Origin of the sequence: Streptomyces sp. NPDC045431 (assembly GCF_040646655.1) — a bacterium.
GTDB lineage: Bacteria > Actinomycetota > Actinomycetes > Streptomycetales > Streptomycetaceae > Streptomyces.
On the sequence record NZ_JBEZAQ010000022.1, the window covers coordinates 25,573 to 50,509 of the forward strand.

A 24,937-nucleotide genomic window follows, 5' to 3' on the forward strand; every position below is an offset into this window, starting at 1 on the left:
CGCGTCCTTCATGCTCCCCACTCCACTTACTTGCCGCCCGGCTAGTTCTAGACTGGTGACGGTAGACGCGGTACTAGCCGGGCGTCAAGTAAGTTTTTGAGAGGACCGAGCACCATGGCCAGAGGCAACACGCGCCAGCGGATTCAGGACGTGGCCCTCGGACTCTTCGCCGAGCAGGGCTACGAGAAGACCTCGCTGCGGGAGATCGCCGAGCGGCTCGGGGTCACCAAGGCGGCGCTGTACTACCACTTCAAGACCAAGGAAGACATCGTCATCAGCCTCTTCCAGGACCTGACGCGGCCGATCGACGACCTGATCGCCTGGGCCGAGGAGCAGCCCCGCACCCTGGAGACCAAGCAGGAGATCCTGCGCCGGTACCACGCGGCCCTGCTCGGCGCGGCCCCGCTCTTCCGCTTCATGCAGGAGAACCAGGCCACCGTGCGCGACCTGAGCATCGGGGAGACCTTCAAGGAGCGGATGCTCACCCTGTCCGGACTGGTGCAGGAGCCCGGCTTCGCCATGACCGACCGGGTGCGGTGCATCAGCGCACTGTTCACGATGCACGCCGGCGTCTTCTTCATGCAGCACGTCGAAGGCGACCCCGAGGAGAAGCGCGAAGCCATCCTCGAGGTCGCCGTCGATCTGCTGACCCAGGCCCATCAGGGCCGCTCGTAACGCGCGGGTCAGATGGTGACGCCCTCCGAGCGCAGGAACGACGCCGGGTTGATCGCGGAGCCGTAGTTCGGGGTCGTACGGATCTCGAAGTGCAGGTGCGGGCCGGAGGAGTTGCCGGTGTTGCCGGACTTGGCGATGAGCTGACCGGTCTTCACCTTCGCGCCCACGGAGACGTCGATCTTCGACAGGTGGGCGTACTGCGAGTACGTGCCGTTGGCGTGCTTGATCACGATGGCGTTGCCGTACGCGGGACCGTCGCCGCCGCCGTTCGGGCCGGCCTTCACGACGACACCGCTGTGGGTGGCCTTGACCGGGGTGCCGACCGGCACGGCGAAGTCCTGGCCGGAGTGCTTGTGGGACCACATGGCGCCGCCCTGGTTGAAGGAGGCGGTCAGCGTGTAACCGTTGACCGGCTTGACCCAGGAGGCCGTCTTCTTGGCGGCGGCCTTCTTCGTGGCGGCCGCCTTCTTCGCGACCTCGGCGACCTTCGCCGCCTGCGCGGCCTGCGCCGCCTTCTGCGCGGCCGCGGCCTGCTGGGCGGCCGCGGCCTGCTGGGCGACCTTCGACTGGGCTGCGGCCTGCGCGGCGACGGCGGCCGCGGTGTCGATGGCGGGGGCCGCCTGCGCCCCGGCCGCGAACGCAGCACCGGATCCGAACGCCAGCGACGCTCCCATGCCGACGGCGGCGAGGGCGACGGCGGCGTTACGGGTGGGGTGCTTGATGCGCTTCGACATACGGGGAAAGACCTCCGGACAAGAACGGACCCGACGCGAGCGGTGCGCCGGGCGGGTGCTCATCCTTGGTAACCCGGCCCCCCATCCCGCCTCAAACCACCCATCTACGACATGTCGTCGTAGCGGGGAGGGTGTGACGTGGACTCTTGACGGCGCGGCGAAAGACAGGGCGAGAGGCCAGAATGTCCTTGGAAAGCGAGATTTGTCCGGATAGGGGTGCCCTTGAGCTGGGGCTTTCCCGACGGCCTCGATGGCCGCACCCGCCCCCGACCCCGTACGGCCGCCGCCCGCCCGCCGAAGGGTGGCCGGGGAAAGGCCGCGGACCGCACTATTCCGCCTAGTACCACGCCCACCGCCTGTGCGGCTTGTCACGGGCGGCGGGTCGTACGCGTGTCCGTTTCGGGACCAAAGGCCCGGGGGTCCCGGGCGTCAACGCGGTGACGTGGCGGCCCCGGGCGTCCTTCCCAGCCCCACCCGGCTCCGCCATCCTCCTCTCCATGAGCAGACACGTGATGCGCGTGACCGCCCTCGCCCTCGGGCTCGCCGGACTCCTCGGGGGGAGCGCCCTTCCCGCCGGCGCGGGACCCTCCGACACCGGCCTCAAAGGGGCCATCGACACGATCCTCGCCGACCCCCGGCTGGACGGCGGCGCCGCGAGCGTCGTCGTCGCCGACGCCGGGACCGGGGAGACCCTCTACCAGCGCGACGGCGGCGACCGGCTGATGCCCGCCTCCAACACCAAGCTCGTCACCTCCGCCGCCGCCATGGAGCTCCTGGGGCCGGAGTACCGGCTCCGTACGGACGTACTGGCCACCGCCCGCCCCCGGAACGGCGTCCTCCACGGTGACCTGTACCTGCGCGGTACGGGCGACCCGACCACGCTCGCCAAGGACTACGACGCCCTCGCCGCCCGGGTCGCAGCATCCGGCGTCCGGTGGGTGGCCGGGCGGCTCGTCGCGGACGACACCCGCTTCGACGCCCACCGGCTGGGGCGCTCCTGGGCCGCCGACGACGAGTCGTCGTACTACTCCGCGCAGACCTCCGCCCTCACGGTCGCCCCGGACACCGACTACGACGCGGGCACGGTCGTCGTCGAGGCCGCCCCGGGCGGCGCGGCGGGCGCCAGGCCACGGGTGAGCGTGGCACCCCGCACCGACTACGTACGCGTCGACAACCGCGCCACCACCGTGGCCGCCGGCCGGCCCGACACCCTCGCCGTCGAGCGCGAGCACGGCACCAACACGATCGTCGTCAGCGGCGAGATCCCCCTGGGCGCGGCGGCCACCAAGGAGTGGATCACCGTCTGGGAGCCGACCGGCTACGCTGCCGCCGTCTTCGCCGACGCCCTCGCGGCCCACGGCGTACGCGTCGCGGGCGGCCGGCCGCGCCTGGGGGTGCCGACGCCCGACGGCGCCAGGGTCCTCGCCTCGCACACCTCCATGCCGCTCAAGGACCTCATGCGGCCCTTCATGAAGCTGTCCAACAACATGCACGCCGAGGCGCTCACGAAGACGATCGGGTACGAGACCTCGGGCCGCGGCTCGTGGAGCGCGGGCCTCACCGCCATCGGCGCGTACCTGAAGACGGAGGGCGTGGAGCCGGACCAGGTGCGGCAGGCCGACGGGTCCGGGCTGTCGCGGATGAACCTCTTCCCCGCCGCCCAGATCAGCCGGCTGCTCCTCGCCGTCCAGGACGCCCCCTGGTACGCCGACTGGTACGCGTCCCTGCCGGTCGCCTGCGCCCCGGACCGCGCCACGGGCGGCACCCTGCGCACCCGGATGTGCGGTACCCCGGCGGCGTTGAACACCCATGCCAAGACCGGCTCGCTGACCGGCGCCTCGGCGCTCTCCGGGTACGTGACCGATGCGGGCGGCCGGCGGTTGGTCTACGCGATCATCCTCAACAACTACCTGGCGCCGTCCGTGAAGGGCGTCGAGGACGCGATCGTGGTGACCCTGGCCCGCTCGGACACGGCCGCCGGGACGATCGTCACGGCGACGCCGGAGCGGCTGCGGACCGCCGAGGCGCCCGGCGACCTCGAATGCTCCTGGCGCAAGCCGCGGGTCTGCTGACCGGAAACGCCGAAGGGGCTGTCCCGTACGGGACAGCCCCTTCTTTCAGCTCTTACCGCTTACGCGTCCTTCGAGAGGTTCGGGCCGGTGCCGCCGGCCGCCTGCTCGATCGGGGGGACGTCGGGCAGCGCCGCCTTCTCCTCACCGCGGAAGGTGAACTTCTTCTCCTCACCCTCGCCCTCGGTGTCCACGACCACGATGTGACCGGGGCGCAGCTCGCCGAAGAGGATCTTCTCCGACAGGATGTCCTCGATCTCGCGCTGGATCGTCCGGCGCAGCGGCCGGGCGCCCAGGACCGGGTCGTAGCCCTTCTTCGCCAGCAGCTTCTTGGCGTCACCGCTGAGCTCGATGCCCATGTCGCGGTCCTTCAGACGCTCGTCCACCTTGGCGACCATCAGGTCGACGATCTGGATGATGTCTTCCTGGCTGAGCTGGTGGAAGACGACCGTGTCGTCGACACGGTTGAGGAACTCGGGCCGGAAGTGCTGCTTCAGCTCTTCGTTGACCTTCGCCTTCATCCGCTCGTAACCGGTCTTGACGTCACCCTGTGCGGCGAAGCCCAGGTTGAAGCCCTTCGAGATGTCCCGGGTCCCGAGGTTGGTCGTCATGATGATGACCGTGTTCTTGAAGTCCACGACCCGGCCCTGGGAGTCGGTCAGGCGACCGTCCTCCAGGATCTGGAGAAGGGAATTGAAGATATCGGGGTGGGCCTTCTCGACCTCGTCGAAGAGGACGACGGAGAACGGCTTGCGGCGCACCTTCTCGGTGAGCTGGCCGCCCTCTTCGTAACCCACGTATCCGGGCGGGGAACCGAAGAGGCGGGAAACCGTGTGCTTCTCGCTGAACTCCGACATGTCGAGGGAGATCATCGCGTCCTCGTCGCCGAAGAGGAATTCGGCGAGCGTCTTGGACAGCTCGGTCTTACCGACACCGGACGGGCCGGCGAAGATGAACGAGCCACCCGGGCGCTTCGGGTCCTTCAGGCCGGCGCGCGTACGGCGGATCGCCTGCGACAGGGCCTTGATGGCGTCCTTCTGCCCGATGACGCGCTTGTGGAGCTCGTCCTCCATGCGGAGCAGACGCGAGGACTCCTCCTCGGTCAGCTTGAAGACCGGGATGCCGGTGGCGGTCGCGAGGACCTCGGCGATGAGCTCGCCGTCGACCTCGGCGACGACATCCATGTCGCCGGCCTTCCACTCCTTCTCCCGCTTGGCCTTCGCCGCCAGCAGCTGCTTCTCCTTGTCGCGGAGAGAGGCCGCCTTCTCGAAGTCCTGGGAGTCGATCGCGGACTCCTTGTCCCGGCGGACGGCCGCGATCTTCTCGTCGAACTCGCGGAGGTCCGGCGGCGCGGTCATCCGGCGGATGCGCATCCGGGAGCCGGCCTCGTCGATCAGGTCGATCGCCTTGTCCGGCAGGAAGCGGTCCGAGATGTACCGGTCGGCCAGGGTGGCGGCCTGGACCAGCGCCTCGTCCGTGATGGAGACCCGGTGGTGGGCCTCGTACCGGTCGCGCAGGCCCTTGAGGATCTCGATGGTGTGCGGCAGCGACGGCTCCGCGACCTGGATGGGCTGGAAGCGGCGCTCCAGGGCCGCGTCCTTCTCCAGGTACTTGCGGTACTCGTCGAGCGTCGTGGCACCGATGGTCTGCAGCTCACCGCGGGCGAGCATCGGCTTCAGGATGGACGCCGCGTCGATCGCGCCCTCGGCGGCACCCGCACCCACCAGGGTGTGGAGCTCGTCGATGAACAGGATGATGTCGCCGCGGGTGCGGATCTCCTTGAGCACCTTCTTCAGGCGCTCCTCGAAGTCACCGCGGTAGCGGGAGCCGGCGACCAGCGCGCCCAGGTCCAGGGTGTAGAGGTGCTTGTCCTTGAGGGTCTCGGGCACCTCGCCCTTGACGATGGCCTGCGCCAGGCCCTCGACGACCGCCGTCTTGCCGACGCCGGGCTCGCCGATGAGGACCGGGTTGTTCTTGGTGCGGCGGGACAGCACCTGCATGACCCGCTCGATCTCCTTCTCGCGCCCGATGACCGGGTCGAGCTTGGACTCACGGGCGGCCTGGGTGAGGTTCCGGCCGAACTGGTCGAGGACCAGGGACGTGGAGGGGGTGCCCTCGGCAGGGCCACCGGCGGTGGCGGCTTCCTTGCCCTGGTAGCCGGAGAGCAGCTGGATGACCTGCTGCCGCACCCGGTTGAGATCGGCGCCCAGCTTCACGAGGACCTGGGCGGCGACGCCCTCGCCCTCGCGGATCAGGCCGAGCAGGATGTGCTCGGTGCCGATGTAGTTGTGGCCCAGCTGAAGGGCCTCGCGGAGCGACAGCTCCAGGACCTTCTTGGCACGGGGAGTGAAGGGGATGTGACCCGACGGGGCCTGCTGGCCCTGGCCGATGATCTCCTCCACCTGCTGGCGGACCGCCTCGAGCGAAATCCCGAGGCTCTCCAGGGCCTTAGCGGCGACACCCTCACCCTCGTGGATAAGGCCCAGGAGGATGTGCTCGGTGCCGATGTAGTTGTGGTTGAGCATCCGGGCTTCTTCCTGAGCCAGGACGACAACCCGCCGCGCGCGGTCGGTGAACCTCTCGAACATCGTTAATCGCTCCTCAGAGCGGTCAGGCAGTAGAGGGGTCGGTCCCCTCCCTGTCCTTCCGCAGCTTAGTCCCGCAAGCGGGGACCGCTCATTCCAACTGCCGACACCCGTCTGTGGCCTCCTGACCCGAACGCCGACAAATGCTCCAACCCGATGGTGCGAGACGATGTTCCCGCAGGCCAGGTACTTACCCTCACCGGCAGTACGCCGATGGCGAACGTGAGACGCCCGGACCGTGCGTGTCGCCCCTCCCCACTAGGAATGTCTTACCCGCAGCCACTGACACTCCATGCGGTGAACCCCGGTTCCCTCCGCTAAGGGCGAACACTCTTGCGCCCGCCCCCACGTCTGGGCGCCCCCCGGAACGACACGTTGCGTGATCGCTCTCCTACGGTGCGTAACCCGGGCGGGCGGCGGGGAGTTCCCCCGGTATGGCCTTCACCGTCCCCCTCCCACGCGTGCCGGCCGACGACGGAGACGGCCACGCGCGGTGGTACGCGCACGAGCTCGGCTGGGCCGCGGCCCGCGGCCCGGCGGGGGTGGAACTGCTGACGGGGCTCCGCTTCGACGTGCTGGAGCTGCCGGCCGCCGCGGGAGCCGCCGTGCTGCGGCGCCTGGGCGGGCACTGGCCGGTCGCCGTCGAAGGGCGCCGGATGCGCATGCTCGTCGCCGCGGGGAGCGCGGAGGAGCTGCCGGGGCTGCTCCAGTGGCTGGAGTGGGGCGGGATCGCCCTGGATCTGACGGTGCTCGGCGCCGGTGGCCGGATGCCCGCTCCCGTCCCCCCGGGGCTGCCCCCGGGACGGAGTGGCTCCGGCTCGCCCGGCGCCGCCGTGTGGCTGCGCCCTCCCCTGCCGGGGCGTGAAGTGGAGCCGACGCTTCCGGCGCTGCCCTCGCCCGGGGCGGGGCCGGTCGCCGGGACGGCTCCGGGGGACAGGGGGAACGCCCCCTGTCTCGTACGGCTCGTGGACTCGGCGGCGACGGCGTGCCACCGGGTCCGGCTGCTGGGTGCGGGCGACGGGGCCGCACTCAGTGGTTGGCGTCCTCGTACGCCTTCCTGATCTCGGCCGGGACGCGACCGCGGTCGTTCACGTTGTAACCGTTCTCCTTGGCCCACGCGCGGATCTTCGCGGTGTCGGGGCTGCCGCCGGCGGCGACGCGACCCTTGCCACGGCCGCCCGCGGCGCGGCCACCGGTGCGCCGGCCGCTCTTGGTGTACGGCTCGAGCAGGCTGCGGAGCTTGTCCGCGTTGGCGGTGGTGAGGTCGATCTCGTAGGTCTTGCCGTCCAGAGCGAACGTCACCGTCTCGTCCGCCTCGCCACCGTCGAGGTCGTCAACAAGAAGGACCTGAACCTTCTGTGCCACCGGATTTCCTTTCATCGAAAATGCAGTACGCGGAAAGGAAACCGCTTTTCCCTGGAAAACACAAACCCCCGGGAGAGGTTCGGAACCCGGGACAGGCGGGAAACATACGCGATTCGGACATAGGGATCGGTGAGGCTCATCCTCCGATCACAGGTGCAGAAGCATCCGGCTGTTGCCCAAGGTGTTCGGCTTCACTCGTTCGAGACCGAGGAACTCGGCGACGCCCTCGTCATAGGAACGCAGGAGCTCGGCGTAGACATCTCCGGCGACCGGCGTCTCACCGATCTCGACGAAGCCGTGCTTGGAGAAGAAGTCGACTTCGAAGGTCAGGCAGAAAACCCGGCGCACGCCGAGCCAGCGGGCCGTGTCCAGCAACTTCCCCAGCACTTGATGGCCGACACCCGCCCCCCGGAAGTGCGGGTCGACGGCGAGAGTACGCACTTCGGCGAGGTCTTCCCACATCACGTGGAGAGCACCGCAGCCGACGACCGTGCCGTCCTCGTCGCGTTCCGCCACCCAGAACTCCTGGATGTCCTCGTAAAGCGTCACCGTCGCTTTGTCGAGCAGGATGCCCTCGGTGACGTACGGATCGACGAGGCGTCGCAGGGCCGCCACATCGCTGGTCCTGGCCCGGCGTACGGTCACGGCTTTCGCGGCGGGATTGGGCGGCGGGGGCGGAAGGTCGGTGGAGGACATGAGGGGACGCTATCGCCCGGCGGCGTCCTCGCCGTCGGCACCCCGGCTCTCCCCGGTGTGCGCGGCGCCTTCCACTTCCGCCCGTTCCTGTTCGCCTTGCGGCGCTTCTTCGGCGGTCTCTTCCGGGATGTCGCGTTGCAGGATCCGGATGGCGTCATTCAGCGCCTCGCGCTGCTCCTGCGACATCATGCCGAAGAACGCCACGAGCGCCGCGGCGGGGTTGTCGCTCTTGGACCAGGCTTCGTTCATCAGTGCGGCCGAGTAGGCGGCGCGGGTGGAGACCGCGGTATATCGATAGGCGCGGCCGGAGACTTCCCTGCGCACCCAGCCCTTCTGATGGAGATTGTCCATTACGGTCATGACGGTGGTGTAGGCGATGGACCGTTCCTGCTGGAGATCCTCCAGGACTTCCCGGACGGTGACAGGCCGGTTCCATTGCCAGACGCGGGTCATGACGGCGTCTTCGAGCTCTCCCAATTGACGGGGCACGTCGCCACCATAGTGGGGGATGTCGGAATGACTGGCTATTGACGTATCAAAGGTAACAAAAAGGGCGTACGACGCGTAAGCGGTCGTACGCCCTTGGTTTCCGGCCCGAGGCCCGGGCCCGGCGGGTACGTGTCAGGCGGAGCCGTCCGCCTGGCGGGCGGCCTCGGCGCGGGCGAGGGCCGCGTCGACGGCCGCGTCCTCCTTGGCCTTGTTCTGGCCGCCCTGGCTCTTGACGATCACCACGATGAGGGCGATGAAGAAGGCGGCCATCACCACCGGGGGCAGGAGCGCGGATACGTAGTCCATGGCGTCCAGGGTAACTAGCTCGCCGCCCGCTTCTCGGGCGGGGGCGCCGCGGGTCGCCGGCGCGGCGGGAAGACCTCGGAGGGCTTGGGGACGGGCTTGGGCGCGGGGTCCGGGGCCGGCTTCGGGGAGGGCTGCTGCGCCGCGGCGGCGGCCCGGCCCCGGCCGCCGGGCAGCGCGAGCAGCCGGGTGCGCGGGGCCGGCGCGGTGCGCTGCCCGGCGAGGCGGGCGCGTACGGACTGCTCGGCCAGGCACCGGCAGCGCTCCAGCAGCGCGGCGGCCACGGCGCCGTGGCGCAGGCCGCGCAGCGCGGCGAGGTCCTCGGGCCCCGGCTCGTACCCGGCCGCCAGGGCGTCCTGGAGCAGCTCCAGGTATCCGGTCGCCGAGCCGGGGAGGGCATCGCGGTACCGCGCGAGGTCCGCGAGCAGGAAGGCGCGCAGCCGCCGGGCCTCGCGGACCGCCTCGTCGACCGAGCCGGCGAGGCGGTGGCAGTCCTGTACGTCCTCGTCGTCGAGCGGGGCGGGGTGAAGGGCATGGGCGAGGGCGCGTCGGAGCACACGCAGCTCGTCTGCGCCGAACGCCAGGCCGCCGCGGGATCCGTATGGCGTGGGCATGAGGTGACGATATGCGCAATTGGGACGAAAGTCGTTTAAGTCGATGGTCACGGCGTGCCCCTGCAGGCCCCCGTCCGCCTGCGGAGGGAGGCCTACATGCGGCGCGGGCTACATCCGCGAGACGTTGCGCTCGTACACCAGCCGCAGGCCGATCAGGGTCAGCCACGGCTCGTGCTCGTCGATGACCGTGGACTCGCCGAGGACCATCGGGGCCAGGCCGCCCGTGGCGATGACCGTGACATCGGCCGGGTCGCCGGAGGGGCCGACCAGTTCGCGCTTCATGCGCTGCACGACGCCGTCGACCTGGCCCGCGAAGCCGTACACGATGCCCGCCTGCATCGCCGCCACCGTGTTCTTGCCGATCACGCTGCGCGGGCGGGCCAGCTCGATCTTGCGGAGCTGGGCGCCGCTGACGCCGAGCGCCTCGACGGAGATCTCGATGCCGGGGGCGATCACACCGCCGACGTACTCGCCGCGCGCGCTGACCGCGTCGTACGTCGTCGCCGTGCCGAAGTCGACGACGATCGCCGGGCCGCCGTACAGCTCGACCGCCGCGACCGCGTTGATGATGCGGTCGGCGCCGACCTCCTTGGGGTTGTCCGTGAGGATCGGGACGCCCGTCTTGATGCCCGGCTCGACCAGCACCGCCGGCACGTCGCCGTAGTACCGGCGCGTCACCTCGCGCAGCTCGTGCAGGACGGACGGGACCGTCGAGCAGATCGCGATGCCCTCGATGCCGTCGCCGAGCTCGTCGCCGAGCAGCGGGTGCATGCCCATCAGGCCCTGCATGAGCACGGCCAGCTCGTCGGCGGTGCGGCGGGCGTCCGTGGAGATGCGCCAGTGCTCGACGATCTCCTCGCCGTCGAACAGGCCGAAGACGGTCTGGGTGTTGCCGACGTCGATCGTGAGCAGCATCAGCCCTGCTCCGCCTCTCGCAGGTCGAGGCCGATGTCGAGGATCGGGGAGGAGTGCGTGAGGGCCCCCACCGCGAGGTAGTCCACGCCGGTCGCGGCGTACGCGGCGGCGTTCTCCAGGGTGAGGCGGCCGGAGGACTCCAGGACCGCGCGGCCGCCGACGAGGGTGACGGCCTCCTCGGTCTCGGCCGGCGTGAAGTTGTCCAGCAGAATCAGGTCGGCGCCCGCCTCCAGGACCTCGCGGACCTGGTGGAGGGTGTCCACCTCGACCTCGATCGGCACGTCGGGGAACTGCTCGCGCACGGCCTTGAACGCCTCCGCGACGCCGCCGGCCGCGACGACGTGGTTGTCCTTGACGAGCGCGGCGTCGGACAGCGACATGCGGTGGTTGACGCCGCCGCCGCAGCGCACGGCGTACTTCTCCAGGGCGCGCAGCCCGGGCGTGGTCTTGCGGGTGTCGCGGACCTTCGCCTTGTGGCCCTCCAGGGCGTCCGCCCACGCGCGGGTGGCGGTGGCGATGCCGGAGAGACGGCACATGATGTTGAGCGCGGAGCGCTCGCCGGTGAGCAGATCGCGGGTGCGGGTGGTGACGGACAGCAGCTTCTGCCCGGCCTCCACGCGGTCGCCGTCCTCGACGTGCCGCTCGACCGCGAACTCCTGGGTGCAGACCACGGACATGATCGCCTCGGCGATGTGGATGCCCGCGACCACGCCCGCCTCGCGCGCGGTGAAGTCGGCGGTGGCGACCGCGTCCTCCGGGACCGTCGCGACGGTGGTGACGTCCACGCCGCCGTCCAGGTCCTCCTCGATCGCGCGGTAGGCGACGTCCTCGACGAGTACGGGGTCGAGGCCGGCGTTCACCAGCAGCGCGGCGAGCGCGGGGTCGAGGCCGCACTCGTACTCAGCCTCGTCGAAGGCGGCATCACCACAGCCGCAGCCGTCGCCGCAGCCACCGCCGGACGCGGCCGGCGCACCGATGTTGATCAGGGGGACGTCCACGGGCTGCGGGCGTTCTTCGGGCGTGCTCACGGTTACGGCTCCTGGGGGGCTTCGGCGACGGTCGGAGGGAAGTCTTGGGTGTCGGTGGGGCGGACGTCCAGGGTCCGGTCGGGACCGAGCCGTACGACGAGGTGGCGGCGGAACGCCGTGTCGTCGCGGTCCGGGTGGTCCTCGCGCCAGTGGCAGCCGCGGGTCTCCTCGCGGCGGCGGGCGGCCGCGACGAGCACGCGGGCGACACAGAGGAGATTCGTGGTCTCCCAGGACTCGACGCCGGGCTCGGCGGCCTTGCGGCCGCCGCTCACCGCCTCGCCGTGGATGGCGTCCAGCCGCTCGGCCGCCTCGGCGAGGCTCGCGGCGGAGCGCAGCACTCCGGCGCCCGCCGTCATGACGTGCTGGAGGGTGGCGCGGCAGGTGGGGTCGAGCAGCGGCAGCAGGGTGGGGGCGGGGTGCGGGGCCGGCGTGCGCGACCCGGTCCCGGCGTGCGCGGCGCGGTCCTTCGCGACGGCGTCGGCGATGCGCTCGGCGAAGACCAGGCCCTCCAGGAGGGAGTTCGACGCGAGGCGGTTGGCGCCGTGGACGCCGGTGCAGGCGACCTCACCGCACGCGTACAGGCCGGGCACGGTGGTGCGGCCGGACAGGTCGGTGCGGACGCCGCCGGAGGCGTAGTGCGCCGCCGGGGCGACCGGGATCGGCTCGGTGACCGGGTCGATGCCGTGGGAGCGGCAGGCGGCGAGGATCGTCGGGAACCGGGAGGCCCACATCTCGGCACCGAAGTGGCGGGCGTCGAGGTACATGTGGTGGGCGCCCTGCTCGCGCATGCGGCGCATGATGCCCTTGGCGACGATGTCGCGGGGGGCGAGCTCGGCCAGCTCGTGCTGCCCGACCATGAAGCGGACGCCGTCGGCGTCGACCAGGTACGCGCCCTCGCCGCGTACCGCCTCGGAGACGAGGGGCTGCTGGCCCTCCGCCTCGGGTCCGAGGAAGAGGACGGTGGGGTGGAACTGCACGAACTCCAGGTCGCTGACCTCCGCCCCGGCGCGGAGCGCGAGGGCGACACCGTCGCCGGTGGAGACGGCGGGGTTGGTGGTGGCGGAGAAGACCTGGCCCATGCCGCCGGTGGCGAGGACGACGGCCGGGGCGTGGACGGCGCCGACGCCGTCGTGCTGGCCCTCGCCCATGACGTGGAGCGTGACCCCGGCCGTACGGCCTTCGGCGTCGGTGAGGAGGTCCAGCACGAGCGCGTTCTCGACGGTGCGGACGGCGCGGTCGCGGACCGCGTCGACCAGGGCTCGGGAGATCTCGGCGCCCGTCGCGTCGCCGCCCGCGTGCGCGATGCGGCGGCGGTGGTGGCCGCCCTCGCGGGTGAGCTCGATGGTGCCGGCCTCGTCGGTGTCGAACCGCGCGCCGGTGGCGATCAGGCGGCGTACGGCGTCGGGGCCCTCGGTGACCAGGGCGCGGACGGCCTCCTCGTCGCACAGGCCCGCACCCGCGACGAGCGTGTCGTCGAGGTGCTGCTCCGGGGTGTCGCCCTCGCCGAGGGCCGCGGCGATGCCGCCCTGGGCCCAGCGGGTGGAGCCGGCGTCGAGGCGGGCCTTGGTGACGACGACCGTACGCAGGCCCGCGGCCGTGCAGCGCAGGGCGGCCGTCAGGCCCGCGACGCCGGAGCCGACCACGACGACGTCGGCGTCGATGGCCCAGCCGGGGGCGGGGGCCTGGAGGCGTATGCCGGTCATGCGGGGGCTCCGAAGGTGAGGGGAAGGTTGTCGATGAGCCGGGTCGTGCCGACCTTGGCGGCCACGGCCAGGATCGCCTCCCCGGTGTACTCGTCGGGGACGTCGGTGAAGTCGGCCGGGTCGACCAGGGCGAGGTAGTCGAGGACGAGGGGCGGGGTGCGCTTGGCCGCCTCGTCGAGTACCGCGCGGGCCGCCGCCCGAACCGCGTCCGCGCCGCCCGGACCCGCCGCCGCCAGCGCCGCCACCGCGTGGGCGTCGGCCGCCGCGCGTGACTCGCCCAGCTTGGACAGGGCCGCGGCGCGGCTCTCGGAGGCGGGCAGCGTCTCGGCGCGGGCGCGCAGCGCCACCTGGGCGGCGAGCCGGTCGCGGGCGGCGAAGAGCGCGGCGGAGAGCGCGAGGGCGGTGCGCCGCTCGGGGGGCGACAGGTAGCGGTTGCGGCTGGAGAGGGCCAGGCCGTCGGGCTCGCGGACGGTCTCCACGCCGACGATCTCCACCGGGAAGTTCAGGTCGCGGACCATGCGGCGGATCAGGGCGAGCTGCTGGGCGTCCTTCTGGCCGAAGAACGCCGCGTCGGGGCGGGTGAGGTGGAGGAGCTTGGCGACGACGGTGAGCATGCCGTCGAAGTGGCCGGGGCGGGAGGCGCCCTCCAGCCGCTCGCCCATGGGGCCCGCGGTGATCCGGATCTCGGGCCGCCCGTCGGGATACATCTCCTCGACGGAGGGGGCGAACACGGCGTCGGCGCCTGCCTGCTCGGCGGTCTTGAGGTCGGCGTCCAGGGTGCGGGGGTAGCGGTCGAGGTCCTCGCCCGCGCCGAACTGGAGCGGGTTCACGAAGACGGTGACCAGGACGTACCCCTGCTTGCCGACGTGCCTGCGGGCGGCGCGGACCAGGGTGGCGTGGCCCTCGTGGAGGGCGCCCATGGTCATGACGACGGCCGTACGGCCCCGGGGCGCGAAGTGGTCGAGGGCGTACCCCAGCTCGTCGCGGGTGGTGATCGGTTCGAAGTCCTGGCTCATCGGCCGCTGTCTCCTTCCGCGCCCTCGGCGCCTTCCTGGCCGGTGGGACCGTCCGCGGACCCGTCCGCGAGGACGTCCAGCAGGTCCTCGGCGAGCTCGGGCTTGAGCAGGCCGGCCGCGAGTGCCCGGTCCGCCGTCGTACGCGCCATGGCGAGGTAGCCCGCGACGGCGGCGGGCGCGTGCGCGCGCAGCTCGGAGATGTGGGCCGCGACCGTGCCGGCGTCGCCGCGCGCGACGGGGCCGGTCAGGGCGGCGTCCCCGGAGCGCAGGGCGTTGTCCAGGGCGGCGCCGAGGAGCGGGCCGAGCATCCGGTCGGGGGCGCCGACGCCCGCCTTGCGGAGCAGTTCCATGGACTGGGCCACCAGGGTGACGAGGTGGTTCGCGCCGAGGGCGAGGGCCGCGTGGTAGAGGGGGCGGGCGGCCTCGTCGATCCACTCGGGCTCGCCGCCCATCTCGATGACGAGCGCCTCGGCGGCGAGCCGCAGCTCCTCTGGGGCGGTGACGCCGAAGGAGCAGCCGGCCAGCCGCTGGACGTCGACGGCGGTGCCGGTGAAGGTCATGACGGGGTGCAGGGCGAGCGGCAGCGCTCCGGCCCGGCGGGCCGGGTCGAGCACGGCGGTGCCGTACCGCCCGGAGGTGTGCACCAGGAGCTGCCCGGGGCGTACGGCTCCGGTCTCGGCCAGCCCCTGCACCAGGCCGGGCAGGACGTCGTCGGGGACGGTCAGCAGCACCAGGTCGGCCCGCTCCAGGACCTGCGCGGGCGGCACGAGCGGCACGTCGGGCAGGAACTCGGCGGCGCGCCGCACGGACGCGTCGGAGACGCCCGAGACGGCCACCGGGCGGTGTCCGGCGAGCCGCAGGGCCGCGGCGAGGGCGGGGCCCACCCGGCCGGCGCCTACGACGCCGACGGTGAGCCGGGCGGGGCGGGGTTGCGAAGCGTTCACGCGGGCGACGGCCTTCCGTTCCAGTCCGCGGGGGGTACCGGACGATTTCTGGTCATGCTACGCCAGCGTTTCGTTCCGCTTGCCGACTGTCCACAGGGCGTGACCGGCGGTGTGATGATCGGACCATGAGCGATCAAGGTGACGAGAAGGCGCGGCGGACCGCCGCGTGGCGGGCGTCCGAGAAGGTCCTGTGGCGGTACGCCTCGGAGACGACGCTCGCGGAGCGGCTGAGCGCGCTCGCGCGGGACGCGGGCGGCGTCCACGACCTGTCCGAACCGGTCGACGTGTACGGCGACCGGGTCGTCGAGACCCTGGAGCGGCGAGTGGCGGCGCTGCTGGGGTTCCCGGCCGCGGCGTACTTCCCCACCGGGACCATGGCGCAGCAGGTGGCGCTGCGGTGCTGGGCGGCGCGCACCGGCAACCCGGTCGTCGCGCTCCACCCGCTGGCGCACCCCGAGGTGCACGAGCGCCGCGCCCTCACGGCGCTCACCGGGCTGCGGACCGTCCACCCGACGCGCGCGCCCCGGCTGCCCACCGCCGAGGAGGTCCGGGACCTCGACGAGCCCTTCGGCACGCTGATGCTGGAGCTGCCGCTGCGCGACGCCGGCTTCGTACTGCCGCACTGGGACGAGCTGGTGGCGGTGGTGGAGGCCGCGCGGGAGCGGGATGCGGTGGTGCACTTCGACGGCGCGCGGCTGTGGGAGTGCGCTCCCTGGTTCGGGCGGGAGCTCTCCGAGATAGCGGGACTCGCCGACAGCGTGTACGTCTCCTTCTACAAGTCGCTCGGCGGGCTGTCCGGCGCCGTCCTGGCCGGGCCCGAGCCGCTGGTGGAGGAGGCCCGGGCGTGGCGCCACCGGTACGGGGGCCAGCTGTTCCAGCAGTTCCCGGCGGCGCTGTCGGCGCTGCTGGGCCTGGAGCGGGAGCTGCCGCGGCTGCCGTCGTACGTGGCGCACGCGCGCGTGGTGGCGGAGGCGCTGCGGGAGGGCTTCGCGGGGGCGGCGCCGTGGTTCCGGGTGCACCCGGAGACCCCGCACACGCACCAGTTCCAGGTGTGGCTGCCGTACGAGCCGGAGGCCCTCACGGAGGCGGGCGTCCGCCAGGCCGAGGAGACGGGCGTCACCCTCTTCCGCGCCTGGGCGGACCCGGGCCCGGCCGGTCCGCCGGGCGTCGCGGTCACGGAGGTCATGGTCGCGGCACCGGGCCTGGAGTGGTCGCGCCAGGACGTGGTGGACGCGGCGCGGGACTTCATGGGGCGGGTGGCCGGCCAATAGTCCGGGCCGTCGTCCGGGCCGTCGTCCGGGCCGCACGCGACAGGTGCACCGGCACACCCCTGAGCACCTTGAGGAAGCGGCGGTGCTCGCGGGCCGCGCGCAGGGCGCGCCAGTCGTGCGCGCCCGGGAGCGGCGGGGGCGGGGTGCCGAGCTGGGCCGAGCGGTAGGTGTCCAGGAGGTGCTGGTGCAGGGCGTTCATGCGCTCCAGGGTCCGCACTCCGCCCCTCCGATGCGTATCGATTGACGAGGGGCGTCAACTGGCGCGTGGCGGGGCGCGGCAGCCCTCACCATGGGGGCGTGAGCGTGAGCATCGACATCACGGGCCTGCCGCCCGAGCGCATCGTCTTCGACATCTCGCCCCTCGCCGAGCTGGGCGTGGCGCTGCACGCCCTGGCCGAGCCGGGGCACCATCCCGGGCTGCACGGCTGGGCGACCGCCACCGCCGCCGCGCTCAAGCCGGACCTCGCCGACCGGCTGCACGAGGCGAACTTCCTGTGGACGACGACGTTCTCGGACGTCCACATGCCGTTCGCCGGAGTACGGGGCGGCGACGGCCGCACCGGCGCCACGCTGGCCGAGGAGCTCGACCTGCTCGACGCGCTGGACGAGGACCGCTTCCTGGCCGCCGCCCTGGAGTTCACCTGCTCCGCGCACTACGCGGCCGGGGGCCCCGTCCGCCGCGAACGCGCCCTCGAACTCGCCGCCAGCCGCGGCCCCCGGCAGCTGGAGTTCACCCGCCGCCTGCTCGCCGACCCCGCGGGCGTACGCGCCTGGCTGCGCCGCCTCTTCGAGGACTGCGACCAGGCCTTCTTCGCCGACACCTGGCGCCGCGTCCAGCCCGCCCTCGCCGCCGACGCCCGCCACAAGACCGAGCTGCTGCGCCGCAAGGGCCTGCCGGAGGTGCTGCGCGCCGTGTCGCCCGCCGTGAGCCTCGACGAGGGCGAGGGCGGGGGCGTGAACGGAGGCGGGGGCGCGGGCGTGCGGCGCATCGTGGTCGACAAGCTCACCGACGGCCGGACCACCGCCGCCGGCACCGGAGTCACCTTCGTGCCGTCCAGCTTCGGCTGGCCCCACCTGTGGGTGCTGCACGCCCCCGGCTGGCGCCCCGTCGTCCACTACCCCGTCGGCGCGCCGGAACTGGCCGGCCCCGCCTCCGTGGAGCTGCTCCACCTCCGCATGGAGGCGCTGGCCCACCCCATGCGCATGCGCATGTGCCGGGCGCTGGCCCGTGCCGCGTACACCAACAGCGAGCTGGCCGAGCTGTACGGCATCACCCCGCCGGAGGTCTCGCGCCACCTCGCCGTCCTGAAGAAGGCCCAGCTCGTCACCGTGCGCCGCCGCGGCCGGTACGTCCTGCACCAGCTGGACGTGGCCGCCGTCGCCCGCATCGGCAGTGACTTCCTGGAGACGGTGCTGCGCTGACGGGCGGGCGCGCGGGGCGGCGCTCAGCGGCCCCCGGCCCGTACCAGGCCCGTCTCGTACGCGAGGACCACCACCTGCACCCGGTCCCGCAGCCCGAGCTTGGTGAGGATGCGGCCGACATGCGTCTTGACGGTGGCCTCCGAGAGCACCAGCCGCCCCGCGATCTCACCGTTCGACAGACCCTGCGCGACGAGCATCATCACCTCGCGCTCCCGCTCGGTGAGCTTCTCCAGGGTCTTGTCGCGCGGGTCCTTGGCGGCGGAGGGCAGCATCGGGGAGAAACGGTCCAGCAGCCGCCGGGTCGTCGACGGCGCGACCACCGCGTCGCCGCTGTGCACCGCCCGGATGGCGCTGAGCAGCTCCCCGGGCGGCACGTCCTTGAGCATGAAGCCGCTGGCGCCCGCCTTCAGGCCGGAGAAGGCGTACTCGTCCAGGTCGAAGGTGGTCAGGATCAGCACGCGCGGCGCGCCCGGCTCGGCGCAGATGCGGCGCGTGGCCTCCACCCCGTCCAGGCGGGGCATCCGTACGTCCATGAGGACGACGTCCACGGCCGTGGACCGCAGGACGTCGATCGCCTCGGCCCCGTCGCCCGCCTCCGCGACGACCTCCATGTCCGGCTGGGCGGCCAGCACCATGCGGAAGCCGGTGCGCAGCAGCACCTGGTCGTCGACGAGCATCACGCGGATGGACATGCGATTCCTTAGGTCCGTACGGATTCAGTGGACTTCAGTGGGCTTCAGTGAGCTTCAGTGGGCGGGCTTGAGGGGGAGCAGGGCGCTGATCCGGAAGCCGCCGCCGGGCCGCGGCCCGGCGTCCAGCGTGCCGCCGACCATCCCGACGCGCTCGCGCATGCCGATCAGGCCGTGACCCCGGCCGTCGGCGCCGCCGTCCTCGTACAGCTCGTGCGACGCGCCCCGGCCGTCGTCCTCGACCAGCAGACCGAGTCCGTCGTCGAAGTAGACCAGCCGCACGCTCGCCCCGACGTCCGGGCCGCCGTGCTTGCGGGTGTTGGTGAGCGCCTCCTGGACGATGCGGTACGCGGTGAGCTCGACGCCGCTCGGCAGCGGGCGCGGGGTGCCCTCGATGCGGAAGTCGACGGCGAGGCCCGCGCTGCGGACCTGTTCCACCAGGTCCCCGATCTGCTGGACGTCGGGCTGCGGCACGTAGTCCTCGGAGTCCTGCGGCTCGCCGGTGCGCAGGATGCCGAGCAGCCGGCGCATCTCGGCGAGCGCCTGGCGGCCGGTGGTGGAGATGGTCTCCAGGGCCTGTTTGGCCAGGTCGGGCGAGGTGTCGAGGACGTACGCGGCGCCGTCCGCCTGGACGACCATGACGGAGACGTTGTGGGCGACGACGTCGTGCAGCTCGCGGGCGATCCGGGCGCGCTCGGCGGCGACGGCGACCTTGGCCTGGGCCTCGCGCTCCTTCTCCAGGCGGGTGGCGCGCTCCTCCAGCTGTGCGAAGTACGCGCGACGGGTGCGCATCGAGTCGCCGAGCACCCAGGCCAGCACGAAGGGCACGCTCAACACGACGGTGAAGAACACCTGCCCGGCGGTCGAGACGTTCTCGACGGGCCAGCGCAGCTGCGCCAGCGGGGCCGCGCTCACGCCGCCGACGAGCGCGAGGCGGGACGCCCACCGCGGGCCGTCGCTCTGCGCGGCCACGGTGTAGATGACGACGAGCATCGCGAAGTCGGCCGGGTTCGTCGCGATGTCGAGCACGAGCTGGGCCACGCCGATGCCGGCGACGAGCAGCAGCATCTTGTCGGGCCAGCGGCGGCGCAGCGCCACGGCGAGACAGAGCAGCAGGACGATCCCGGCGGCCACCAGGGCGGGCTTGGCGCCTACGGGGACCGTGGCCACCCACAGCATGGAGAACCCCAGGAGCATCACAGCCCAGAAGCCGTCGACGCCCGTCGGGTGTCTGCGGATGAAGTCGTAGAGGCGGTGCACGTCACCCAGCGTAGGGAAACGGAATAGGTGCAGGGGTCAACCGGAGGTCCCATCAATGGGAGGGGGCCCTACTCCGCAGGGTGGAGAGGGCAGGGTGGAGGGGGCGGGGCGGAGAGGCCGGAGGAGACTGGTGCCCGTGACGGATGAGACGGCTCGGACGAGTCAGGGGACCGGCCGGGGGCCGAGTCGGTGGACGGGCTGGCGGGCGGCCGCGGAACGCGCGCTGTACGGGCCCGACGGCTTCTACCTGCGCCCCGAGGGGCCCGCGGGGCACTTCCGTACGTCGGTGCACGCCTCACCGCTGTTCGCCGGGGCGGTCGCCCGGCTGCTGGCGCGTGTCGCGGAGGAGCTCGGCACGGACGAGGTCGCACTGGTGGACGTGGGGGCGGGGCGCGGCGAGCTGCTGACGGGGGCGCTGGCGGCGCTGCCGGCTGCGGCGGCGGACCTTCTCGTACGGGCGTACGCCGTCGAGCGCGCGGCCCGGCCGGAGGGACTGGACCCGCGCGTGGAGTGGGGGCCGGACCTGCCGTCCGGGGTACGCGGGCTGCTGTTCGCCAACGAGTGGCTCGACAACGTGCCGGTGGACGTCGCCGAAGTGGACGATGCGGGCACGCCCCGGTACGTGGAGGTGGCGCCGGACGGCACCGAGCGGCTGGGCCCGCCGGTCGTGGGGGCCGACGCGGAGTGGCTGGCCCGCTGGTGGCCGCTGCGGGAGCCGGGCGAGCGCGCCGAGATCGGCCGCCCGCGCGACGAGGCCTGGGCGCGCGCGGTGGGCTGCCTCGACGCCGGCCTGGCGGTGGCGGTCGACTACGCCCACGTGCGGGAGGCCCGGCCGCCCTTCGGCACGCTGACCGGCTTCCGCGCGGGCCGCGAGGTGGAGCCGGTGCCGGACGGCTCGTGCGACATCACGGCGCACGTGGCGCTGGACGCCTGCGCGGCGGCGTGCGGAGCGGGCCCGGTGGAGCTGGTCTCGCAGCGGGAGGCGCTGCGGCGGCTCGGTGTCGCCGGGGGCCGGCCCGCCCTCGACCTGGCGCGGAGCGACCCCGCCGGGTACGTACGCGCCCTCGCCGCCGCCGGGGAGGCCGCGGAGCTCACGGCGCGGGGCGGACTCGGGGACTTCACCTGGCTGCTCCAGCACGTGCCCGGGGAGGGATACTGTCCGGCATGACGGAGACCACGGTCGGCATCGGCGGTGCCGCGGAAAGCACCGACATGGTGCTGAACATCGGGCCCCAGCACCCCTCCACGCACGGCGTGCTGCGCCTGAAGCTCGTGCTGGACGGCGAGCTGATCCAGCATGCCGAGCCGGTCGTCGGCTATATGCACCGCGGCGCGGAGAAGCTCTTCGAGGCGCGTGACTACCGTCAGATCATCATGCTGGCCAACCGCCACGACTGGCTGTCGGCGTTCTCCAACGAGCTCGGTGTCGTCATGGCCGTCGAGCGGATGCTCGGCATGGAGGTCCCGGAGCGCGCCGTGTGGACGCGCACCCTGCTCGCGGAGCTGAACCGGGTGCTCAACCACCTGATGTTCCTCGGCTCGTACCCCCTCGAACTGGGCGGTATCACCCCGATCTTCCACGCCTTCCGCGAGCGCGAGGACCTCCAGCACGTGATGGAGGAGGTCTCCGGCGGCCGGATCCACTACATGTTCAACCGGGTGGGCGGCCTCAAGGAGGACCTGCCCGCCGGCTGGCTCGGCCGGGCCCGGCAGGCGGTGGCGGCGATCCGCTCCCGCATGGACGTGTACGACCGCCTCGTCCTCGGCAACGAGATCTTCCGCGGCCGCACCCGCGGCGTCGGCGTCATGGCGCCCGGGATCGTGCACGCGTACGGCGTCAGCGGCCCGCTGGCCCGCGCGTCCGGTGTCGACTTCGACCTGCGGCGCGACGAGCCGTACCTCGCGTACGGCGACCTCCAGGACACCCTGAAGGTCGTCACCCGCGAGGAGGGCGACTGCCTGGCCCGCTTCGAGTGCCTGCTGGAGCAGACGCACAACTCCCTGGACCTCGCCGACGCCTGCCTCGACCGGCTCGCGGAGCTGCCGCCGGGGCCGATCAACCAGCGGCTGCCGAAGGTCCTGAAGGCGCCGGAGGGCCACACGTACGCCTGGACCGAGAACCCTCTCGGGCTCAACGGCTACTACCTGGTGTCCAAGGGCGACAAGACGCCGTACCGGCTGAAGCTGCGCTCGGCGTCGTACAACAACATCCAGGCGCTGGTGGAGCTGCTGCCGGGCACGCTCGTCGCGGACATGGTGGCGATCCTGGGGTCGTTCTTCTTCGTCGTCGGCGACATCGACAAGTAGCCCGGCCGGGCGGCCCGGCGGTCGAGTGGCCGGGCAGTCGAGTCCGGGGCCGGACCGGCGGTCGAGTCCGGGGCCGGACCGGCGGTCAGGAGGCGGCGTCGCGCCGCAGCTCCACCACGTCGAGCTGCTCGGTCTCGTCGTGCGCCGTCAGGTCGATGACCTTGCCGACCGCGCGCTCCTCCCGCCGCCGTACGGCGAGGGCCTCCTCGCCGACGACGTCGGCCAGGTCCTCGTGCTGGACGGTCTCGATGGCCGCCGGGGCCTTCTTCCGCGTCTGGGTGCCGAAGAAGTCGAAGCCGCCCTGGAGGCGCGGCGCCGGACGCCACTGCGCCGCCTGCGGGGCGATCGCGGCGGTCGGCGGGACCGGGCGCATCGCGGACGCGGCACCGGGGCCCTCGGCCTCCGGGGCCGCGGCCTCGTGGGCGGTGGCCTGGTGGGCGTCGGCCGCGGTGGCCTCGTCGGCGGCGCCCTCGTCGACGGCGGGTGCCTCCGGGGACCGCCGCGCGGCGCGCCCGGCCTCCTGGACGGCGGCGTTCCGCGCGAGGTTCTCCAGGGCCCTGGCGGCCTGGAGGTACGCGGCCGGGGTCGGCGTCGAGGCCGCGGCGGGCAGCTCCCGGGCGGCTCGGGCGGCCGGCGCCGCGGCCTCCAGCGCGAGCTGCCGACGGCCCTCCAGCGCGCTGGCCCGCTCGGTCTCGGCGGTGGCGTACCGGCGCAGCAGCCCGGCGTGCTCGTTGCGCAGCCCCGCCAGCTCGACGCGCTTGGCCCGCAGCTTCGCCTCCAGCCGGACGCGCAGCTCGCGCGACTCCTCCAGGTCCGCCTCCAGCTCCGCGATCCGCTCCTCGGTGCGCCACTGATCGCCCGCGCGGGCCCGGGTCAGCTCGGCGACACGCCGGCCGGCCGCCCGGTCCCACCTGCGCATCAGAACGGCTCCGGTGACGGCCCCCACGGCGGCGGCGGCCGCCAGCAGCCGCAGGACCAGCGGATCCGCGAAGAGCCAGGCGCCTCCGGCACAGAGAACCGAAGCGCCGGCGACCGCCGACGGCGGCAGCAGCCGGTGCAGGGGTGGGGAATGGCGGTGGCGTCCACGTGGCATGGCCTGAAATTTACCGTGCGTAGACTCCGTTTGGGGGACAGGCCCGGCAATGTTTCGCCACCGGCCGGCCTTTCCGGTCGGCCTACTTCCCGATCAGCCCCTTCTCCTCCAGGTAAGCCCGGGCCGCGTCCACCGGCTTTGCCCGCTCGGCGTCCACCTTCCGGTTCAACTCCACGAGATCCTCGGTCGTCAACACCTTCGTGATCTTGTCGAGCGCGGCGGCTATCTCCGCCGAACCGGCGTCCTTCGCATTGACGACCGGCAGCACATTGTCGGCGTTCTGCAGCTTCTTGTCGTCTTCCAACAGCACCAGCCCGAACTGCTCCAGGGTGGCGTCCGTCGTGGTCGTCAGCACCAGTTGGTCGATGCCGTTCTTGACGGCCTGCTTGGCCTGCGTCGTACCGACGCCCTTGGGGTCGATGCCCGCCACGTCGATGCCGTACGTCTTCTTCAGGCCCGGCGCGCAGAACGGCCGGATCTCGCACTCGTCGCCCGCCGCGATCTTCACCTTCAGCTTCGAGGCACCGAGGTCGGAAAGGGTCTTGAGCTTGTTCTTCTCGGCGAATTCCCTGGACACGGCGAAGGCGTTCTGATCCACCGCCCCACCGACCGGGAGCACCTTCAGTCCGCGCGGAGAGGCGAGCTTCTCCAGCGCCGCGACGGTGGCGGTGACATCGCTGGAGGCGACCGGCTTCTCCTCCGACGCCTTCGGTCCGTTCACCTTCGCGTTGAGGAATTCCGCAAGCGTAGCCGCATATTCCGGTACGACGTCGATCTCGCCCTTCTCCAGGGCGGGTTCGTACAGTTCCCGGTTCTCCACGGTCCTGATGGAGGTGGTGTATCCGGCGTCCTTCAGCACCTGCGCGTACAGCTCCGCCAGCACGCTGGACTCGGTGAAGCCGGCCGAGCCGACGACCAGCGTGCCCTTGTCGCCGCCGCCGCGGGCCGAGGCGGCGTCCGCGCCGCCCTTCCGCTTCTCCAGGCTGTCGCCCCCGCACGCGGCGAGCCCCCCGGTCAGCGCCGCCACGGCCAGTACCGCACCCGCCAGGCGCGAGGTCCTACTCATCACGTTCTCCGTCCGGATAGGGATACGTCGCTCCGCCGCCCCGGGTCCAGGACCCGGCCGGCGAGCACCAGCAGGCCCTCGACCGCCAGGGCGAGCACCCCGACGATCAGCGCCCCCGCGACCACTTGCGCGGTGTCGTACGTGTTGAAACCCGCCGTGATGATCCGGCCGAGGCCGCCCTGGCCGGCCATCGCGGCGAGCGTCGCGGTGGCGATCACCTGGACCGTCGCCGACCGCAGACCGGTCATCACCATCGGGAAGGCGAGCGGCAGTTCCACCTTCCGGAAGAGCTGGCCCCCGGACATCCCCATGCCGCGCGCCGCCTCCACCACCGCCCGGTCGACCTCGCGCATCCCGAGGTACGCGTTGGTGAGCAGCGGCGGCACCGCGAAGAGCACCAGGGCGAGGATCACCGGCAGGTCGCCGTGGCGCCCCAGCGGAGTGAGCGTCAGCAGCACGAGCACCGCCAGCGTGGGCACCGCCCGCCCCACGTTGGAGAGGTTGACGGCGAGGGCCCCGCCCTTGCCGATGTGCCCGAGCCAGAGCGCCAGGGGCAGGGCGACGAGGCACGCGATCAGCAGGGACACCCCGCTGAAGTACAGGTGCTCGCCGAGCCGGTGCCACACCCCGCTCTCACCCTGCCAGTTGGCCCCGGTCGTCAGCCACGTCCAGGAGTCGGCCACCGCACCCACG

General features: G+C 72.5%; 24 protein-coding genes. 7 read left to right on the forward strand and 17 right to left on the reverse strand.

Annotation, left to right across the window (positions count from 1 at the left end; genetic code table 11):
- Positions 1–114 precede the first annotated feature (114 nt).
- Entirely contained in the window at positions 115–675 is a 561-nt protein-coding gene (locus AB0A69_RS29935) for a helix-turn-helix domain-containing protein (protein ID WP_361428526.1), read from the forward strand.
- An 8-nt stretch (positions 676–683) separates the two neighbouring features.
- Here AB0A69_RS29935 and AB0A69_RS29940 read toward each other — a convergent pair whose 3' ends face one another.
- Complete coding sequence (locus AB0A69_RS29940) at positions 684–1,409, reverse strand: M23 family metallopeptidase (protein WP_361428528.1); 726 nt, start codon at positions 1,407–1,409, stop codon at positions 684–686.
- A 512-nt stretch (positions 1,410–1,921) separates the two neighbouring features.
- Here AB0A69_RS29940 and dacB point away from each other — a divergent pair.
- Entirely contained in the window at positions 1,922–3,481 is a 1,560-nt protein-coding gene (dacB, locus tag AB0A69_RS29945; protein ID WP_361428637.1) for a D-alanyl-D-alanine carboxypeptidase/D-alanyl-D-alanine-endopeptidase, read from the forward strand.
- 59 nt (positions 3,482–3,540) lie between these two features.
- Here dacB and AB0A69_RS29950 read toward each other — a convergent pair whose 3' ends face one another.
- The gene (locus AB0A69_RS29950) at positions 3,541–6,066 is read right to left on the reverse strand and encodes an ATP-dependent Clp protease ATP-binding subunit (RefSeq protein ID WP_361428530.1); all 2,526 of its coding nucleotides are present in this window, start codon (positions 6,064–6,066) and stop codon (positions 3,541–3,543) included.
- A 431-nt stretch (positions 6,067–6,497) separates the two neighbouring features.
- Here AB0A69_RS29950 and AB0A69_RS29955 point away from each other — a divergent pair, with 431 nt between their 5' ends.
- A complete protein-coding gene (locus AB0A69_RS29955; RefSeq protein WP_361428532.1) occupies positions 6,498–7,124 on the forward strand; it encodes an SCO3374 family protein in 627 nt (208 codons plus the stop codon).
- On the opposite strand, the gene AB0A69_RS29960 is transcribed toward AB0A69_RS29955, so the two are convergent.
- The 10 genes from AB0A69_RS29960 to AB0A69_RS30005 all read right to left on the reverse strand — a co-directional run bounded on the left by AB0A69_RS29960 (position 7,093) and on the right by AB0A69_RS30005 (position 15,136).
- The gene (locus AB0A69_RS29960) at positions 7,093–7,428 is read right to left on the reverse strand and encodes an Lsr2 family protein (protein WP_361428534.1); all 336 of its coding nucleotides are present in this window, start codon (positions 7,426–7,428) and stop codon (positions 7,093–7,095) included. The genes AB0A69_RS29955 and AB0A69_RS29960 overlap by 32 nt on opposite strands.
- Before the next feature lie 147 nt (positions 7,429–7,575).
- Positions 7,576–8,124: an amino-acid N-acetyltransferase gene (locus AB0A69_RS29965; RefSeq protein ID WP_361428536.1), complete on the reverse strand. Its 549-nt coding sequence runs from the start codon at positions 8,122–8,124 to the stop codon at positions 7,576–7,578.
- Between the two features lie 9 nt (positions 8,125–8,133).
- The gene (locus AB0A69_RS29970) at positions 8,134–8,613 is read right to left on the reverse strand and encodes a BlaI/MecI/CopY family transcriptional regulator (RefSeq protein ID WP_361428538.1); all 480 of its coding nucleotides are present in this window, start codon (positions 8,611–8,613) and stop codon (positions 8,134–8,136) included.
- 132 nt (positions 8,614–8,745) lie between these two features.
- Positions 8,746–8,919, reverse strand: coding sequence for a hypothetical protein (locus tag AB0A69_RS29975; protein WP_361428540.1), 174 nt, complete (start codon positions 8,917–8,919; stop codon positions 8,746–8,748).
- Positions 8,920–8,933: 14 nt separating this feature from the next.
- Complete coding sequence (locus AB0A69_RS29980; RefSeq protein ID WP_361428639.1) at positions 8,934–9,500, reverse strand: hypothetical protein; 567 nt, start codon at positions 9,498–9,500, stop codon at positions 8,934–8,936.
- Positions 9,501–9,638: 138 nt separating this feature from the next.
- Positions 9,639–10,445, reverse strand: coding sequence for a type III pantothenate kinase (locus AB0A69_RS29985; protein WP_361428542.1), 807 nt, complete (start codon positions 10,443–10,445; stop codon positions 9,639–9,641).
- Positions 10,445–11,473 carry a carboxylating nicotinate-nucleotide diphosphorylase gene (gene nadC, locus AB0A69_RS29990; protein ID WP_361428544.1) on the reverse strand — a complete coding sequence of 343 codons (1,029 nt, stop codon included), beginning with the start codon at positions 11,471–11,473 and terminating at the stop codon, positions 10,445–10,447. Before nadC ends, AB0A69_RS29985 begins: the two co-directional genes overlap by 1 nt.
- Positions 11,474–11,475: 2 nt before the next feature.
- Positions 11,476–13,176, reverse strand: coding sequence for an L-aspartate oxidase (locus AB0A69_RS29995; RefSeq protein ID WP_361428546.1), 1,701 nt, complete (start codon positions 13,174–13,176; stop codon positions 11,476–11,478).
- Complete coding sequence (gene panC / locus AB0A69_RS30000) at positions 13,173–14,192, reverse strand: pantoate--beta-alanine ligase (RefSeq protein WP_361428548.1); 1,020 nt, start codon at positions 14,190–14,192, stop codon at positions 13,173–13,175. Before panC ends, AB0A69_RS29995 begins: the two co-directional genes overlap by 4 nt.
- Positions 14,189–15,136: a DUF2520 domain-containing protein gene (locus AB0A69_RS30005; RefSeq protein WP_361428550.1), complete on the reverse strand. Its 948-nt coding sequence runs from the start codon at positions 15,134–15,136 to the stop codon at positions 14,189–14,191. The genes panC and AB0A69_RS30005 overlap by 4 nt, the downstream gene beginning before the upstream one ends.
- 125 nt (positions 15,137–15,261) lie before the next feature.
- Here AB0A69_RS30005 and AB0A69_RS30010 point away from each other — a divergent pair, with 125 nt between their 5' ends.
- Together AB0A69_RS30010 and AB0A69_RS30015 are read left to right on the forward strand one after the other, a co-directional pair.
- Positions 15,262–16,407: a beta-eliminating lyase-related protein gene (locus AB0A69_RS30010; protein WP_361428552.1), complete on the forward strand. Its 1,146-nt coding sequence runs from the start codon at positions 15,262–15,264 to the stop codon at positions 16,405–16,407.
- Positions 16,408–16,710: 303 nt separating this feature from the next.
- Positions 16,711–17,829, forward strand: coding sequence for a DUF5937 family protein (locus tag AB0A69_RS30015; protein ID WP_361428641.1), 1,119 nt, complete (start codon positions 16,711–16,713; stop codon positions 17,827–17,829).
- A 23-nt stretch (positions 17,830–17,852) separates the two neighbouring features.
- On the opposite strand, the gene AB0A69_RS30020 is transcribed toward AB0A69_RS30015, so the two are convergent.
- Both AB0A69_RS30020 and AB0A69_RS30025 read right to left on the reverse strand, forming a co-directional pair.
- Positions 17,853–18,521 carry a response regulator transcription factor gene (locus tag AB0A69_RS30020; RefSeq protein ID WP_361428554.1) on the reverse strand — a complete coding sequence of 223 codons (669 nt, stop codon included), beginning with the start codon at positions 18,519–18,521 and terminating at the stop codon, positions 17,853–17,855.
- 54 nt (positions 18,522–18,575) lie between these two features.
- A complete protein-coding gene (locus AB0A69_RS30025) occupies positions 18,576–19,778 on the reverse strand; it encodes a sensor histidine kinase (RefSeq protein ID WP_361428556.1) in 1,203 nt (400 codons plus the stop codon).
- A gap of 223 nt (positions 19,779–20,001) precedes the next feature.
- On the opposite strand from AB0A69_RS30025, the gene AB0A69_RS30030 reads away from it, so the two are divergent.
- Both AB0A69_RS30030 and AB0A69_RS30035 read left to right on the forward strand, forming a co-directional pair.
- The gene (locus tag AB0A69_RS30030) at positions 20,002–20,946 is read left to right on the forward strand and encodes an SAM-dependent methyltransferase (protein ID WP_361428643.1); all 945 of its coding nucleotides are present in this window, start codon (positions 20,002–20,004) and stop codon (positions 20,944–20,946) included.
- Positions 20,943–22,085: an NADH-quinone oxidoreductase subunit D gene (locus tag AB0A69_RS30035; protein WP_361428558.1), complete on the forward strand. Its 1,143-nt coding sequence runs from the start codon at positions 20,943–20,945 to the stop codon at positions 22,083–22,085. Before AB0A69_RS30030 ends, AB0A69_RS30035 begins: the two co-directional genes overlap by 4 nt.
- Before the next feature lie 85 nt (positions 22,086–22,170).
- Here the strand turns inward: AB0A69_RS30035 and AB0A69_RS30040 are convergent, their stop codons facing one another.
- The 3 genes from AB0A69_RS30040 to AB0A69_RS30050 form a co-directional block, all read right to left on the reverse strand.
- Complete coding sequence (locus AB0A69_RS30040; RefSeq protein WP_361428560.1) at positions 22,171–23,178, reverse strand: hypothetical protein; 1,008 nt, start codon at positions 23,176–23,178, stop codon at positions 22,171–22,173.
- 82 nt (positions 23,179–23,260) lie between these two features.
- Positions 23,261–24,244 carry an ABC transporter substrate-binding protein gene (locus AB0A69_RS30045; protein ID WP_361428562.1) on the reverse strand — a complete coding sequence of 328 codons (984 nt, stop codon included), beginning with the start codon at positions 24,242–24,244 and terminating at the stop codon, positions 23,261–23,263.
- Positions 24,244–24,936, reverse strand: a complete 693-nt coding sequence (locus AB0A69_RS30050) for an ABC transporter permease (RefSeq protein ID WP_361428564.1) — start codon at positions 24,934–24,936, stop codon at positions 24,244–24,246. Before AB0A69_RS30050 ends, AB0A69_RS30045 begins: the two co-directional genes overlap by 1 nt.
- Position 24,937 lies beyond the last annotated feature (1 nt).

Bases quoted from the DNA above. Each gene is read 5' to 3' on its own strand.
- AB0A69_RS30010 (WP_361428552.1), top strand. From the start codon at position 15,262: ATGAGCGATCAAGGTGACGAGAAGGCGCGGCGGACCGCCGCGTGGCGG.
- AB0A69_RS29975 (WP_361428540.1), bottom strand. From the start codon at position 8,919: ATGGACTACGTATCCGCGCTCCTGCCCCCGGTGGTGATGGCCGCCTTC.
- AB0A69_RS29995 (WP_361428546.1), bottom strand. From the start codon at position 13,176: ATGACCGGCATACGCCTCCAGGCCCCCGCCCCCGGCTGGGCCATCGAC.
- panC (WP_361428548.1), bottom strand. From the start codon at position 14,192: ATGAGCCAGGACTTCGAACCGATCACCACCCGCGACGAGCTGGGGTAC.
- AB0A69_RS29940 (WP_361428528.1), bottom strand. From the start codon at position 1,409: ATGTCGAAGCGCATCAAGCACCCCACCCGTAACGCCGCCGTCGCCCTC.
- AB0A69_RS29935 (WP_361428526.1), top strand. From the start codon at position 115: ATGGCCAGAGGCAACACGCGCCAGCGGATTCAGGACGTGGCCCTCGGA.
- AB0A69_RS30040 (WP_361428560.1), bottom strand. From the start codon at position 23,178: ATGCCACGTGGACGCCACCGCCATTCCCCACCCCTGCACCGGCTGCTG.
- dacB (WP_361428637.1), top strand. From the start codon at position 1,922: ATGCGCGTGACCGCCCTCGCCCTCGGGCTCGCCGGACTCCTCGGGGGG.
- AB0A69_RS30035 (WP_361428558.1), top strand. From the start codon at position 20,943: ATGACGGAGACCACGGTCGGCATCGGCGGTGCCGCGGAAAGCACCGAC.
- AB0A69_RS30045 (WP_361428562.1), bottom strand. From the start codon at position 24,244: ATGAGTAGGACCTCGCGCCTGGCGGGTGCGGTACTGGCCGTGGCGGCG.
- AB0A69_RS29950 (WP_361428530.1), bottom strand. From the start codon at position 6,066: ATGTTCGAGAGGTTCACCGACCGCGCGCGGCGGGTTGTCGTCCTGGCT.
- AB0A69_RS30020 (WP_361428554.1), bottom strand. From the start codon at position 18,521: ATGTCCATCCGCGTGATGCTCGTCGACGACCAGGTGCTGCTGCGCACC.
- AB0A69_RS29955 (WP_361428532.1), top strand. From the start codon at position 6,498: ATGGCCTTCACCGTCCCCCTCCCACGCGTGCCGGCCGACGACGGAGAC.
- AB0A69_RS29985 (WP_361428542.1), bottom strand. From the start codon at position 10,445: ATGCTGCTCACGATCGACGTCGGCAACACCCAGACCGTCTTCGGCCTG.
- AB0A69_RS29965 (WP_361428536.1), bottom strand. From the start codon at position 8,124: ATGTCCTCCACCGACCTTCCGCCCCCGCCGCCCAATCCCGCCGCGAAA.